The organism is Alteromonas confluentis, from assembly GCF_001757105.1.
GTDB classification, from domain to species: domain Bacteria; phylum Pseudomonadota; class Gammaproteobacteria; order Enterobacterales; family Alteromonadaceae; genus Alteromonas; species Alteromonas confluentis.
The window spans coordinates 34,195-47,344 of sequence record NZ_MDHN01000041.1 but is presented as its reverse complement, the minus strand read 5'-3'; the positions used below and the strand labels follow the sequence as shown (position 1 = coordinate 47,344).

Here is a 13,150-nt window from a genome sequence, read left to right as displayed (position 1 = left end):
TAAAAAACCCTGCTTCGGCAGGGTTTTTTGTTTTAGTACACTTCAAAAGATTCAAGCCATTCAGATACGCGCCTTCGGCAATCTGCAATCATGGTTTTCTTGCCATTGTAACCCGTGTCTTGCGCCACGTTGGCAGGGTTGACACTCTGTTCCAGCAGCGATAGACAAAGACAAAGTATTGCATCATCACAGCGTGACAATAGCCAATTTGATGAGGAATACAGATGGTCAACGCTACGACTGCCGCCAGCAAATTGTTCCAGCCTACGCTGGTGTAGTGGCCATGCAATAGGGCTTTCAGGGTTACGTTCACAATCTATCAGTTGGGTGATGGCATTCTCAGCGGTATCACTGAATGGCAGTGCCATTAGGGCGCTGGTAAATCCTGAAGCTTTATCAGGCTTCCGTCCTCGCTTGAGAAGTAAAAAATCTGCTGAGGTCCAAAAATTTAACAGCGGTGCGTCTGCCCCGAAAGATGTTGTGAGTAAATCTATTTTCTCAACGTGTTGATAGTAGTGTTTTAAGTTCGAAAGTAGTTCGCTTCCTAAGCCGTAGCCTTGCCATCGCGGCTGCACGGCGATTCGATTTATTCTTCTGTAGCGCAGAGTAGCCACATTGGCTTGCGCTGACTGCAGCGCGAGACTTTGCGCGGTGAGGTGTCCTTTTACACGTCGGGTGCCGCTAGCAATGCCACTCGCCACATCTGCTAAGCGCTCGCCACCTTCTGCTTCAACGGCACTGGCAGCCATCAGACTGTCGTCTGCGAAGAGCAAATGAAACTGAAGGTCAGGTGAGTCCATCATTCTCGCCAAATCGTCAGGGCTACTTTGATAGTGCGCGGTAGAAAGAAGCTGCATTACTTCTTTTACCAAGCAGAGATCCATTTCCGATACTTTGTAGATTTTGTATTCGGTCGTTCCATCGCCGTTGGCGAATTCTTCTGATTTGTCTTTAGTGAAGTTAGCAGAATCGACTGCGTCTGGTAGTGTTCTCTGCTCAGGGCTGGCAAATATTAATGCATTAATTAGTTTTTCCAGAGGATCATTTTCAGACCATCTTAATGGGCGACGAAGAGTATAAACAGGTATATTCCTGTGTTTTAAAAACTTGTTACGGAAACCCTGACCGCTGCCTTCGTAGCCATCCGTAGTGGTACTAAGAAGCGTTAATCTGGGCCTATCAATTAATTCATTTAGTACCGGTAGCGGCACTGATGCAGCCTCATCAATGATCAATACATCATAGTTAGCTTCACGTAACTTCGGATTATCGAGTGCCATCCATTCAAGGGATAGCGCGGTGTCTTTTATCAGGCTTTCAGCCACGCGCTCCAATGTTTTCACCGACAAAAGGGATGGAGCCGAAAGCATGACACTTCGCCCTGCATTAATGAAATGGGCGGCAATATGGCCCGCCAGTGTGGATTTACCTCTTCCTCTTGCTGCAACAATGCATCTACAACTTTGTTTGTTTACGTTTTCAGAAGTGATGGCGTTAAAGATATCTTGCTGGTCGGGCGTTAACGATAAACCGCCGGTTAATCCTTTATTTTTAACCTCTTGCGGCATAGGCAGTATTTCGGCTGTTGAGGTAATCCTGCCTGCGAAATCTGCGTGTACCAGCAAGTCGGCCAGATAGCTAATGTAATGGCTCTTGTGAATGTCGGAACCGTGGCTCAGGAAGTGCGGGTTTAGCACACTTTCATGCATTGCCCAGGTTTCAAGTGGCGGACAAAGTAGAATGGTTGTGCCGCCTTGTCGAACCGTTCCAGCTATCGCAGCTAACACAGACGGACGAAACGTTTCTCCGGCGTCGACAACCGCGACATCGAATTCTTTGCCCAGTAAATCTTTAAAGTGCGCGTAAGAGCGGTGCTCCAAAGTCATTGCAGGCGCTACATCGCTTATCCAGCAGTAATCTAGTTGGCCAGCCAAGCCAGAGACGATAGAAATAGCCTTGTCTATACACCAGGTTGTTTCTCCCGTGATCAGCAGCAGTTGCCGCTGATAGCAACCATTCGTCGATAATAATGGGTAAGAAATCCACTCAGTTGGGTCTGTCAGGGCCATGTGCCATTTTTTCACGTATAATCCTGCGCTTAGTTTATCGATTGTTTAAGAGGAATTCGAATGCGCTTTTTGTCCCGCCGACTGGTAATGCCGAATGATTTAAATTATGCCAATGCATTATTCGGAGGCAGAGCGATGGAGTGGATTGACGAGGAAGCAGCCATCTTTGCAACTTGTCAGTTAGAAACCAATTGTTTGGTGACCAAACATATTGGCGAAATTACTTTTGAGTCGCCAGCGCTTCAGGGTGATATTGTTGAGTTTGGTTTGGAAACGAAAAAGGTGGGTAGAACATCTATTACCGTCAGTTGTTTGGTACGAAATAAAGCTACTAAGAAAACCATTTGTCTGGCAGACGATATTGTGTTTGTAACACTCGATCCAGAAACCCGAATGCCAACACCCCATGGAAAAACCATGGCCGCGTTGGAAGCGCAAACGGAGCAGGAGATCAGAAACCTTAATTTGCAGGTTGATTAGTCCCGCGCATTTGAGGCAGCCTGTTTCAGGCTGCCGAAGATTTCCATTTTGCGAGTACGTCAGTGAGGGTGTTAATTTGTGCCTCCGTTAGACCGTCTCCCGCCGTATAGCCTTGCGGTTCACCTAATTTTGCCAGCGAGGTGAAAGCAATGTCATGACACAGCAAAATTTGTCCTGCTACTGAACTGGCACTTCCACGTTCGTCTATATTACAAAGTTTCCAGAGTTGCTGATTCAGGTCGCTGGCAAAACCCCAGCGGAGTAACATCAACGACGTTGCGCCATACAGACAAATGCCATAATCCTGATTCACTTTATCGACAAAATCGCGAAAGCTGTCACTTTCCTCCCACCCGGATAACGCACCGTCCGCAAACAAACATTCATCGTGGAAAATTAAAAATACCGACAGCGTACCGAACAGCAACAACTGTTTAATTTTTTCTGTTTGAGCATCATCGTATTGCGAAAAACCAAAAAGCCGTTGGAACACGGTATAACTAAGCAGCATCGCATCGGTGAGAATTTCAATATTGGAAAATCGACACTGTGCGGTCAGTAATTGTTGCGCTGCAAAAATGACTGCGAGGTCTCGGATATTGCCCAATCCGAGATTGCGGCCAATGGCTTGCTCCAGGCTTTTGGGCGTTGTTCCGTAAACGGCGCGGCTTGCTTTGCTCATCACGTGAGCTTGAAATATCGGATCTTTTTCAATGAGAGACACAACGCCAGGCAATGTCATGGCTTCTGCATCCATTTTTAGCAAAGAACGAATTGAGTGGGGCAGTGGTGGCAGATTTTCCACCACTTCCAACAAATTACTGTTACCCGTTTGAAATCGTAGTCGGTTGCCTAACTGACGAAGCTGACCAGCACTTATACCGCTATGCTCTTTAAAGCTTCGCTCGAATGAACGTCTGTCGGAAAACCCTAAGGCTTCAGCTGCATCTTCTGTTTTCTGACCACTTAATAATCGATGACAGGATTGATCATGGATGAACTCTTTCAGCAAAGCACTGAATGAAATGGAGTCTTGTCTAAGCTGTCGACGAAAAGCGGATTCAGTTTGCCCTAACTGAGTCGCTACCCACTCTGAGCGGATACGTGCAGGACTCGCTGCTTTTTGAAAAACGTCACGCACCTGTTGCTTAAGTGGAATGTCATGGGTTTCTTCAAGTCCGGCAGAAAGCATCTTTTTAATCGATTGCGAATAGTAAAAAGACGCGACTTCACACCAGGCGTTGGCAAAACAAAGGCGTACTTTGCCAGACTCATAATTGATATCACTGCGGCTCAGTGGCGCCAAAAGTGCTTCAGGCTGAGCGTTCATAGGCGGCATGGTGACCCGGGAAAAGTCAAACTTGCGCCCGGCAAGATGGCGAAAAAGCGCCAGCAGGAAATAGCACCGAAGTTCCGTTAGTATCATGTGTGGCGATGAAGCAAATTCTACCGTTGTAATGGTACCGTCTGATGTCACCGTGAGATTGGCTTGCTCACCCATTAAATGTCGGTAATGCTTACCCAATACATGCATGGCATCGTCGATATGCTTGCTGGCAGTTAAGTACACCACCAAGTTACTCATTTTATTGAAATCGAGATAACCAATAAGTGATCGGCCAGTTTGTTGAAACTGACTCGTAGGACAAAGATCGTGGAAGAGGTTTGCTAAGGTCTCATCATCAAGTTTGCCGCTTTCAACGCTGGCAATACATTCCAGTGCAAGATTATCTCGCTCATTGCTAAGACCAGAATCCCGTCTGAAACTGAGTAAAGCCCGAATAATTGCTGACCAGAAAAGTCCTTGGTAATGCACGTGCGCTCCCATGTTTTAAGCTGCTTGTAAGAATATAGCAAATGCAGGTTGCATGACAGATCAGGGCACTATTTATTCCCTGGTACAAATGTGTCCCAAAGATCGAACGGATTTGTCCTGTTTTGCTTTACTCCGCCCTCGTATTATTACAACCGTTGATTGAATAAGGGAAACGTCACTTCCCCCAACAACATGCCAAACCTGCCGTGAGGCAGGGACGGAAAGCCACGGGTCTTACTGATCAACCGCCAGTAAGACAGCCGGGCTGCAGTGAAGTTGTTTACTTACTTTCAGGCACACACTGCTCAAGGATTAAAAAATGAAATTTAGCATCAAAGCTGCAGCACTGGTAACCACGTTCTTGGCAGCCTTTTCTTCAAACGCTGACGTAATCTCAACTTACGATATTGATTTCGCCACCGCTGATTTAGAAGCGCATCAGCAGAATAGTAGTAGTACTTACGATGTTTACACGAATGGCGTACTCAATTTACGAGAAAATGCTTGGGTAACGCTGAACTTGTTCGATACCTTTGGTATTTCAGAACTGGATCTCGATAATGGTGCGACATCATATAATTTCACTTTTGACATAAGAGTGCTGCCTGGTGTGAGAAATCCGAATCCAAACCCTTTCACTGAAATCGCTGGGGTGTGGTTTGCCGATTTTACTAGCGGTGAGCAGAGCCACGATGCAAGTCGCACGTTCAATCTAGCAGGTACACAGAACTTCGGTATTCAGGACTTGGTGTACACCAATGCGCCTCGCTGGGAAACGTTTAGCATTAATCTAGACGATTACTTCTCGGGTGTTATCACGGATATCGTATTTATTAATGACTGTGATTTGAATGCTGGCTGTGGCGACATGAAAACCCGTTTCCGTAACGCCTCTATCACTGAAGTCAGTGAACCTGGCGCCATGTCACTCATCCTTTTAGGTATGGGATTGATGGGATGGCGCGCAAGACGCCAGAAATAACAAGTCGTCAGACTTCCTCAGCCCGCCAACGTCACATGGCGGGCTCTTTTGTGTTTGCGGATCAGTGTACTGCAGCTTGACTCAGGTTATGAAGTTGTTAGACTGCAGGCGCATTTTTACTACAACAGTAAAAATGCATTAGGCCAAGGGGTGCCGGTTAACGGCTGAGATCCATTTCATGGGAACCCTTAAACCTGATCCGGATAATACCGGCGTAGGGATGGTGAAAAATTTGATTTAGCTACCTCAATACCTGCCTGTAAAACCGGATCTTTTTGATGACTGAAGAGATCCTTAATGAAAAAAAGCACATTACTCCTCGCTATTCTGGCAACACCGGCATTTGCTGATAACGACACCGACATAGAAAAAATCACGGTTACCGGCGATTTCAGAGCAACTAGCCTTGAACAGCTCAGCGCCAGCGCATCGGTTTTCGGCGAAGATCGCTTAGATAGCCGTCAGGCCTCTCACGTTGAAAATATGCTGAATGTGGCGCCCAATGTGAATTTTGCCAGTGGTGCTTCCCGTGGCCGTTTTATTCAAATTCGTGGTATTGGCGAGCGAAGCCAGTTTGCTGAGCCCATTAATCCTTCTGTCAGCTTTATGGTTGATGACTTTGATTTTTCAGGTCTTGCTGCCGCTGGCGTATTATTCGATACCCGTCAGTTGGAAGTTTATCGTGGCCCGCAGGCTACCGTATTCGGTGCCGGTTCTCTTGCTGGTGCAGTGAAAATTGTCAGTCATGCCGCAGACGCAGACGACAGTCACTTTGAATTCGAATTGGGCAACACGTCGTTAATGCGTATTGAAGGTGCACACAGTGTACAAGTGTCAGAAGACTTCGCTATTCGTCTGGCCGGGGTGCATAACAGCAGTGACGGCTTTGTTGAGAACGACTTTCTTGAGCGTGACGATACCAATAATATTGACGAAAGTGCGGTAAGAATCGCTGCACAATGGAATATTAGCAGTAAGACTAGTCTGAATGCCGACCTGCGTTGGTACGACGTCAACAATGGTTATGATGCCTTTTCGCTGGACAATAACCGCCACACACTTTCTGATGAACCTGGATTTGATGATCAACTCACTAAGGGGATCAGCCTGCATTTGAATCATCAGCTGGATGCCGGTTTACTGGAAGTCATTGCCACCGCGGCGAACCATGATATCGCCTATGGCTACGACGAAGACTGGACTTACGATGGTTTCCATCCATGGGGATACACGTCGTTCGACGCCTACTTCCGCGACATTCAACAACGCTCTGCAGAGGTGCGTTTTACCTCGGCAGATGACAAGAAACTGTTCGGTGATACCACGACTTGGGTTGTTGGTGCGCGCATTAATCGCAGCGAACAAAACTTGTTACGTGAATACACCTACGCCGACGGTGACTTCATTAGCCAATTTGAACCAACCACCACGGCAGTTTATGGTCAGCTTGATACACAGTTGAATGATTCGTGGTTGTTAACCACGGCGCTGCGTGTTGAAGAGTATTCTCAAAAGTATAATGATAATGCCGGTTTGGACTCAGAAGACGACTCCAGCATGGTGGGTGGAAAAGTGGCACTGACCTATGACTGGGACGGTGATTTTGTGTATGCCAGTGTATCTCGTGGTTACAAAGCAGCAGGTGTCAACTTTGACGAGCAGGTGAGTGAAGCACGTCGATTCTACGATACTGAATATAACTGGAATTACGAAGTGGGTTATAAAGGGCAACTGTTTGACCCCGCGATCACCGCACGTTTCGCTGTGTTCTATATGGACAGACAAGACACTCAGGTGAATGATTACGACGTTCAAACCCGAGAAGATGGCTCGGCAGCCTTTATCGACCTGACCGCCAATGCCGATGTAGGCACGAATAAAGGTGCTGAGGCTGAACTGAGCTGGCAGGTATCTGACGCGTGGACTCTGCAGAGTTCGGTGGGCTATCTGAGTGCAACCTTTGAGGGTTATGAAACGGCTGACGGTGCTTATGTTGACGAACAGCGTCAGGCGCAGTCGCCTAAATTTACTGCTAACCTGTTCAGTGAGTTCTGGCTAACCGATGAGTGGGTATGGCGGGCAGACATGGACTTTAAAGACGAATACCGTTTCTCTGACAGTCATGACGAAACCGCTCCCGCTGCCACACTGTTTAATACCGATATCACCTGGGTTCGTGGCGATTGGCGCACTACCCTGTGGGTAAGAAATCTAACCGATAAAACCTACTACACTCGTGGGTTTGGTGGTTTCAGTAACGATCCGCGAGACGAGTATGCCTTTGCCGAACCGTATTATCAGTTGGGTGATGGCAGACAATTCGGTGTTACCCTACGCGTTCAGTTTTAAGGAATAGTTATGCAAGTAATGGTTGAGTTATCTCTGTATCCGTTAGTCAACGAGTACATTCCGCCGATTCAGAATTTTATCGATCGTCTCAATAGCCATCAGGGGTTGTTGGTTACTACCTGTTCCACCAGTACCCAGGTGAGCGGGGAGTACGGCCTGGTAATGGATATTCTGGGTAAGGAAATGCAGCGTACTCACGAAGAAGTCGGACAGGCTATTTTTGTAGCCAAGTTCCTTAACTTTGATGCCATGCAAGCACGCAAGAAAAATAATGACTGAGTTTTTTTCGGCATTTATCGGTCAGCTCACAGCCACCTCTCCAGCGGAGTGGGTGGCTGTTGTGCTGGCACTTGCGTATGTCTGGTTAGCAGCGAATCAGAACCGTTGGTGTTGGTTATGTGCGTTCATTAGCACCGCTATTTATACCTGGTTGTTTTGGCAGGTAACGTTGCCGTTTCAGGCAGTACTGAATTTGTATTACATGATAATGGCGGGCTACGGTTATTATCAGTGGAACCGCCAATCTGGCGGAGAAGATATCGTGCGTTCATGGCCCTGGTACTGGCATGCCATGATGATTCCGGGGTTACTGTTTATTGCCTGGGGATTGTCGTTATGGGCACAAGGCCAGTTCAATAGCGACCATTTGCTGCTCGATGCCAGCATTCAGGTGGTGAGTGTGGTGACCACCGTGATGGTTGCGCATAAGGTATTGCAGAACTGGTTATACTGGTTCGTGATTAATCTGGCATCTGCCTATTTGTACGCACAAAGCGGCCTGGCTTTATCTGCCTGTCTGTTTTTCGGCTATGTAGGTTTCTCTATTTTTGGCTATTTACAATGGTCGCAACAATGGAAGCTGCAACAGCATGACGCCCACGCGTATCGTTGAGTTGGTGTCTGCACCTCTCGGCCTTTCAAGCCACGTAACTTGTGAAGCGTGGGGTGGGGGAGATGTGAACCAGGTTTTCCGTGTTACTGATGGTGAACGTGAGTTTGCCGTGAAATGGACGGGCAACGACCATTTTAGCGGCATTGATAAAACGGCTGTGTTTGCCCTGCAAAAACAGGTGGCGCAGACGGACCTGGCACCCGAGCCCGTTTGGCTGAGTAACGACCAAAGCCTTTGGGTTGAAGCCTGGCAGCAAAATCAGCATGCCAGCTTTGAGCCTCTTGCTGTGGCGTCAGGGGCAGACGATCACAGTATCTCCACGAAACAAATTTTGTTACTGGCATCCGCTCTTGCTTCCATTCATCAGCAAAATGTCATTGCACCTGAGCTAGACTTACCCGCGCGCTGGCAGCATTACATCAAACTTGCCGCTTTGCCGGACGATCATGAATGGGTAAAGCGGGTCACCGAATTTACTGAAAATGGCCTTGCCCGTGTTGGTGCCGATGACAAACCTGTGCTCTGTCACAACGACTTATCGTTACCACATATTGTTGAGACCACGACACCGGTTATCGTTGACTGGGAATATGCAGCAATGGGCAACCGCTATTTCGACGTTGCTTCATGCGGGCAAATTAACCAGTTGGGGCAAGCACAAAAACTGGCACTGTATCAGGCTTATGCACTTTATAGTGGCCTGGAGCAGCAAGCCGTCATTGAACATTGCCTACAACAAGAGGCCGTAGTCGCACTAACCGCGTCGCTGTGGTACGCGGCGTTACCAGAATAAAAAGTCATTTGCCTGTATAAATGCATGGATTTTGTGCGCATTGGTTGAATGGTAGGCAAACGCACGATTTTGCTGATAAAAAGGCTTTACCTTTGAAGTTGCATACGTATAATGCACAGCGCGCTAGGGGTGTAGTTCGAATTGGTAGAACAGCGGTCTCCAAAACCGATGGTTGGGGGTTCGAGTCCCTCCACCCCTGCCACTTTTCCTCTGAGTAAGTTATAGTGTCTTCACTTTCTTCCACTCACAATATTATGTCTTCTTATTTAAATCCTTATCAAACTGCAATCCTCCAGGAAATGGGCATTTGTGTCTGGCAATCTCAGTCAGCGTTAAACGATGTTGCAGTCACTAACAATGCCAAGCCTGAAGTCGCAGCTGTCTCACCCGCTAATCAGTCCCGTGAAGCAGTCAATACGTCTACCGGCGTGGCGCCGACAGCCGCAAACGGTCAGGCCAGAATTGCGCAACTGCGTTCTATGCTGGGCAATAAGGATGAGAAAAAAGGTGTCAAAGTGCCAACTCCCGCTGCCGAACCCATTGACCCGCGAAGTTTTGGTCAGATGGGACGAGATATTTTGCTGGCGCTGTCATTATTTCATGATGTGAAAGCCATTCGCTGGCAACACGGTGATGAACTGTCATTGAAAGACAATGTGCTTACCTTGCCCTATAAAACTGCACCTACCCATGCCGTCGACAAGCGTCGTTTGTGGCAGGTAATTTCTGCAAATTGATGAAATATGTCTTTTGAATTAAAACCGCTGATAGAAGAGGATGTCGCAGATGCTCATCAAATCCATCAGCAGGCTACCTACAATCCCTGGTCATTAGCCACCTTTGCTGATTGCCTAACCCCTCCTTATGCCGGGCTTGTTGCGATTAATGCCGAAAATCAGGTCTGCGGCTATGCGGTTATCTTGCTTGTCGCCGGTGAAGCAACTCTCATGGATATCGCCGTGGCGCAATCTGTCCGCGAGCGAGGCCTGGGAAAGCAGTTGCTTAATGGTGTTATTGAATGGTGCCAGCAACAGCAGGCTGAATCCCTGTGGCTGGAAGTAAGAGCCGGAAACACCACCGCCATTTCGCTTTATCAGAAAGCTGGATTTGAAGATATTGAGATCCGTAAGCATTACTACCCCAGTGATAGCGGCAAGGAAGATGCGCGCATCATGCGCAAGATGCCGGTTTAATTGCCGAGCTCCATGGTCTGCATTCAGCGTAAACGCTTACGTTAATTGCACACGCATTCTTCCGTGTAAACTCATCCAAAATTCTCTTGTTGCGTATAGGTTAATACAAGCGTCAGATACTTTTGATGGTGAACGTGATGGTAAAATCGAAGCAAGATAATAGTCATGAACGGGAAATTACACTGGAAGACGATGATTTTCAGCACGACGAGGACGAGTTTGATCCTGTCGCCGGTGAAGAGGACCCTGGTGCAGCGTTGGAAACCTTAGTGGAGTATGACAAGTCTAAGCGTGATTCTTCCAACAATCCCAGTTAGGTAACGGTGTTACCTGTTCAAAAATAAAATCTATAAAGGCGCTCACTTTAGGTACGCCAAGCCGTCGTTGGGGAGTAAGTACATAAAGCGCTCTCTGGCCGTCGGATACCTCTGAGCGCCAGTCCTGCAACAATGGGATTAGAGACCCTTCACACAGTTCCTCAGAAATTAGCCAGGTTGGGAAAAGCACGAGCCCTTGTCCCAAAAGCGCGGCTTTCACCAAACTTTCCGGATCATTACTGTAGAAGTTGCCTTTTACGTCTATGGGCGTTGATGTATTTGCAGCTTTTGCCTGAAAAAACCAGCGCTGACGACCGAGTTCCCCCTGATAGATAAGACAGTTATGTTGGTCAAGTTGTTCTGGTGACAGAGGCTCTCCGCACTGCGAGACATAATCCGGGGAGGCTGCCACTACGTAATTCATATTAGCCAATCGGCGGCTAATGAGTGAAGAGTCAGCCAAATCGCCAACACGAAAAGTGATATCGTGACCGCCCCGTATTGGGTCGACCACCTGATCGCTTAATAGCAGTTCTGCTGTAATTCCCGGGTATTGTCGCTGAAACTGATTCAGTAAAGGGACTATCTGCCGTTGGCCAAATGCTACCGGAGCATTAATTCGCAACACCCCAGCAGGTTCTGGAGCCGGATTTGCCAGTGCTTCCGTTGCAAGTTCCAGCTGCTCCAGAATGCCGCGTATCTCCTCATAGTAACGCCATCCTGCCTCCGTTAACGCCACTGCTCGTGTGTGACGATAAAGCAAAGGTTGACCGAGGGAACTTTCAAGAGCACTGATTTGACGTGAAATAGACGAAACCGCACAGCGAAAATGCCGTGCGGCAGCTGTAAAACTGCCAGTGGCAGCCACGCGATCAAAAACACGTAGAGCATTTAAATCTATATTGTTGATATTCATGAAGTTGCTTTTTGCGCAATAAAGATTTGCAGATAATGCGATTGTAGCAACATTAAACTGCTTTTACCCTTTGAATCCTACGCCGATTATAACGGCTTTGTTTCACTGGACAGGAGAACAATATGCAAAAAGGTACAGCATTAGTGGTGGGAGCAACCGGCCTGACGGGCGGTAACCTTGCAGCCTGGTTAACAGCAAATGGTTGGAGTGTTTATGGCTTATCACGAAAAGGGGCTGAACAAAGCGGTGTTATTCCAGTAGCCGCTGATTTGTTGGATTCGAAAGCCACGGCTGAAGCACTGTCTGGTTTGCCCATTACCCACGTTTTCTACTGCACGTGGGTAAAAAGAGAGTCTGAAAAAGAAAACATCGAGGCGAATACCACCATGATGCGTAATTTGTTTGCCGCGTTAAATACCGACAGACTTAAACATGCATCACTGGTAACCGGAACGAAGCAGTATCTTGGGTCCTTTCATGCTTATGGAAGTGGACGTATTGAAACGCCGTTCCGGGAAAGTGAACCTCGGGTACCGGGTGACAATTTTTATTATGCTTTGGAAGATGTGTTGTTCGAAGCAGCAGAGCGGGGCAATTTTAGTTGGAATGTACACAGACCGCACACAGTGATTGGTTATGCCCGTGGTAATGCTATGAACATGGGCGTGACCCTGGCGGTTTACGCTTCTATTTGTAAAGCAACCGGTAAGCCGATGGTATTTCCAGGATCTAAAACGCAGTGGAATGCTCTGACAGACATGACCGATGCTAATTTGCTTGCTCGCCAGATTGAATGGGCAGCGACCATGCCGGGTGCCGCAAACCAGGCGTTTAATACAGTAAATGGCGACACTTTTCGCTGGCGCCGTATGTGGCGGGAAATCGGGGCGTTCTTTGATGTGGATGTGGCTGATTGCCCTGAAACTCCACAGTCGCTGGAGCAACAGATGAAAGGTTGCGAATCGGTGTGGCAGGATATCGCGGCTAAACACGATTTGGTTGAAGATGATGTGACTAAGCTGGTTTCCTGGTGGCACAGCGATGCCGATTTGGGGCGTGAGCAGGAATGCGTGAATGATATGACAAAATCACGAGATTTCGGTTTCACCGATTATAAAGAAACCCGTGCCGCCTTCTTTGACTTATTTGCACGACTGCGGGCAGAAAAGGTGATTCCAGAATAAACTGAATTGTTCGCAGGGAAGGGAAAAAGGGCGGCAATTTCTGTGATTTCTGGTTTCATGCGAGCCGATTTTTTGAAATTACAGGTGGCGCCCTTTCTAAGTTCTGAGCCCGCGTCCACCCTCACACAGTGACAGATCAGAATATTCATGAGTAATCTA

General features: G+C 47.7%; 13 protein-coding genes, 1 tRNA gene and 2 riboswitches. Of the genes, 11 read left to right on the top strand and 3 right to left on the bottom strand.

The window, feature by feature from the left end; genetic code table 11:
* Window positions 1-32 precede the first annotated feature (32 nt).
* The gene (locus tag BFC18_RS18140) at window positions 33-2,084 is read right to left on the bottom strand and encodes a tRNA(Met) cytidine acetyltransferase TmcA domain-containing protein (protein ID WP_070126967.1); all 2,052 of its coding nucleotides are present in this window, start codon (window positions 2,082-2,084) and stop codon (window positions 33-35) included.
* Between the two features lie 45 nt (window positions 2,085-2,129).
* Between BFC18_RS18140 and BFC18_RS18135 the strand changes: the two genes are divergently transcribed.
* Entirely contained in the window at window positions 2,130-2,549 is a 420-nt protein-coding gene (locus BFC18_RS18135; RefSeq protein WP_070126966.1) for an acyl-CoA thioesterase, read from the top strand.
* A gap of 25 nt (window positions 2,550-2,574) precedes the next feature.
* Here BFC18_RS18135 and BFC18_RS18130 read toward each other — a convergent pair whose 3' ends face one another.
* A complete protein-coding gene (locus BFC18_RS18130) occupies window positions 2,575-4,365 on the bottom strand; it encodes a helix-turn-helix domain-containing protein (protein WP_170826627.1) in 1,791 nt (596 codons plus the stop codon).
* A 184-nt stretch (window positions 4,366-4,549) separates the two neighbouring features.
* A riboswitch (cyclic di-GMP riboswitch) is annotated at window positions 4,550-4,638 on the top strand.
* Between the two features lie 46 nt (window positions 4,639-4,684).
* Here BFC18_RS18130 and BFC18_RS18125 point away from each other — a divergent pair.
* The 9 genes from BFC18_RS18125 to BFC18_RS18085 all read left to right on the top strand — a co-directional run bounded on the left by BFC18_RS18125 (window position 4,685) and on the right by BFC18_RS18085 (window position 10,891).
* Window positions 4,685-5,347: a PEP-CTERM sorting domain-containing protein gene (locus BFC18_RS18125; protein ID WP_070126964.1), complete on the top strand. Its 663-nt coding sequence runs from the start codon at window positions 4,685-4,687 to the stop codon at window positions 5,345-5,347.
* A gap of 136 nt (window positions 5,348-5,483) precedes the next feature.
* A riboswitch (TPP riboswitch) is annotated at window positions 5,484-5,585 on the top strand.
* A gap of 59 nt (window positions 5,586-5,644) precedes the next feature.
* Window positions 5,645-7,696 carry a TonB-dependent receptor gene (locus BFC18_RS18120; protein WP_070126963.1) on the top strand — a complete coding sequence of 684 codons (2,052 nt, stop codon included), beginning with the start codon at window positions 5,645-5,647 and terminating at the stop codon, window positions 7,694-7,696.
* A 9-nt stretch (window positions 7,697-7,705) separates the two neighbouring features.
* Window positions 7,706-7,975 (top strand): hypothetical protein, encoded by a 270-nt coding sequence (locus BFC18_RS18115; RefSeq protein ID WP_070126962.1) that lies wholly within the window; start codon window positions 7,706-7,708, stop codon window positions 7,973-7,975.
* On the top strand, window positions 7,968-8,588 hold the full coding sequence (gene pnuC / locus BFC18_RS18110; RefSeq protein ID WP_070126961.1) for a nicotinamide riboside transporter PnuC: 621 nt from the start codon (window positions 7,968-7,970) through the stop codon (window positions 8,586-8,588). Before BFC18_RS18115 ends, pnuC begins: the two co-directional genes overlap by 8 nt.
* Window positions 8,566-9,381, top strand: coding sequence for a phosphotransferase (locus BFC18_RS18105; RefSeq protein WP_070126960.1), 816 nt, complete (start codon window positions 8,566-8,568; stop codon window positions 9,379-9,381). The genes pnuC and BFC18_RS18105 overlap by 23 nt, the downstream gene beginning before the upstream one ends.
* 125 nt (window positions 9,382-9,506) lie before the next feature.
* Window positions 9,507-9,583 (top strand) — tRNA-Trp (locus BFC18_RS18100).
* A gap of 22 nt (window positions 9,584-9,605) precedes the next feature.
* A complete protein-coding gene (locus BFC18_RS18095) occupies window positions 9,606-10,118 on the top strand; it encodes a hypothetical protein (RefSeq protein ID WP_170826626.1) in 513 nt (170 codons plus the stop codon).
* 6 nt (window positions 10,119-10,124) lie between these two features.
* Window positions 10,125-10,574 (top strand): ribosomal protein S18-alanine N-acetyltransferase, encoded by a 450-nt coding sequence (rimI, locus tag BFC18_RS18090; RefSeq protein WP_070126958.1) that lies wholly within the window; start codon window positions 10,125-10,127, stop codon window positions 10,572-10,574.
* 137 nt (window positions 10,575-10,711) lie between these two features.
* On the top strand, window positions 10,712-10,891 hold the full coding sequence (locus BFC18_RS18085; RefSeq protein WP_139139048.1) for a hypothetical protein: 180 nt from the start codon (window positions 10,712-10,714) through the stop codon (window positions 10,889-10,891).
* Here the strand turns inward: BFC18_RS18085 and BFC18_RS18080 are convergent.
* Window positions 10,860-11,807, bottom strand: a complete 948-nt coding sequence (locus tag BFC18_RS18080) for a LysR family transcriptional regulator (RefSeq protein ID WP_070126956.1) — start codon at window positions 11,805-11,807, stop codon at window positions 10,860-10,862. The genes BFC18_RS18085 and BFC18_RS18080 overlap by 32 nt on opposite strands.
* A 122-nt stretch (window positions 11,808-11,929) precedes the next feature.
* On the opposite strand from BFC18_RS18080, the gene BFC18_RS18075 reads away from it, so the two are divergent.
* Window positions 11,930-12,991: an SDR family oxidoreductase gene (locus tag BFC18_RS18075; RefSeq protein ID WP_070126955.1), complete on the top strand. Its 1,062-nt coding sequence runs from the start codon at window positions 11,930-11,932 to the stop codon at window positions 12,989-12,991.
* The last annotated feature ends 159 nt before the right edge of the window (window positions 12,992-13,150 follow it).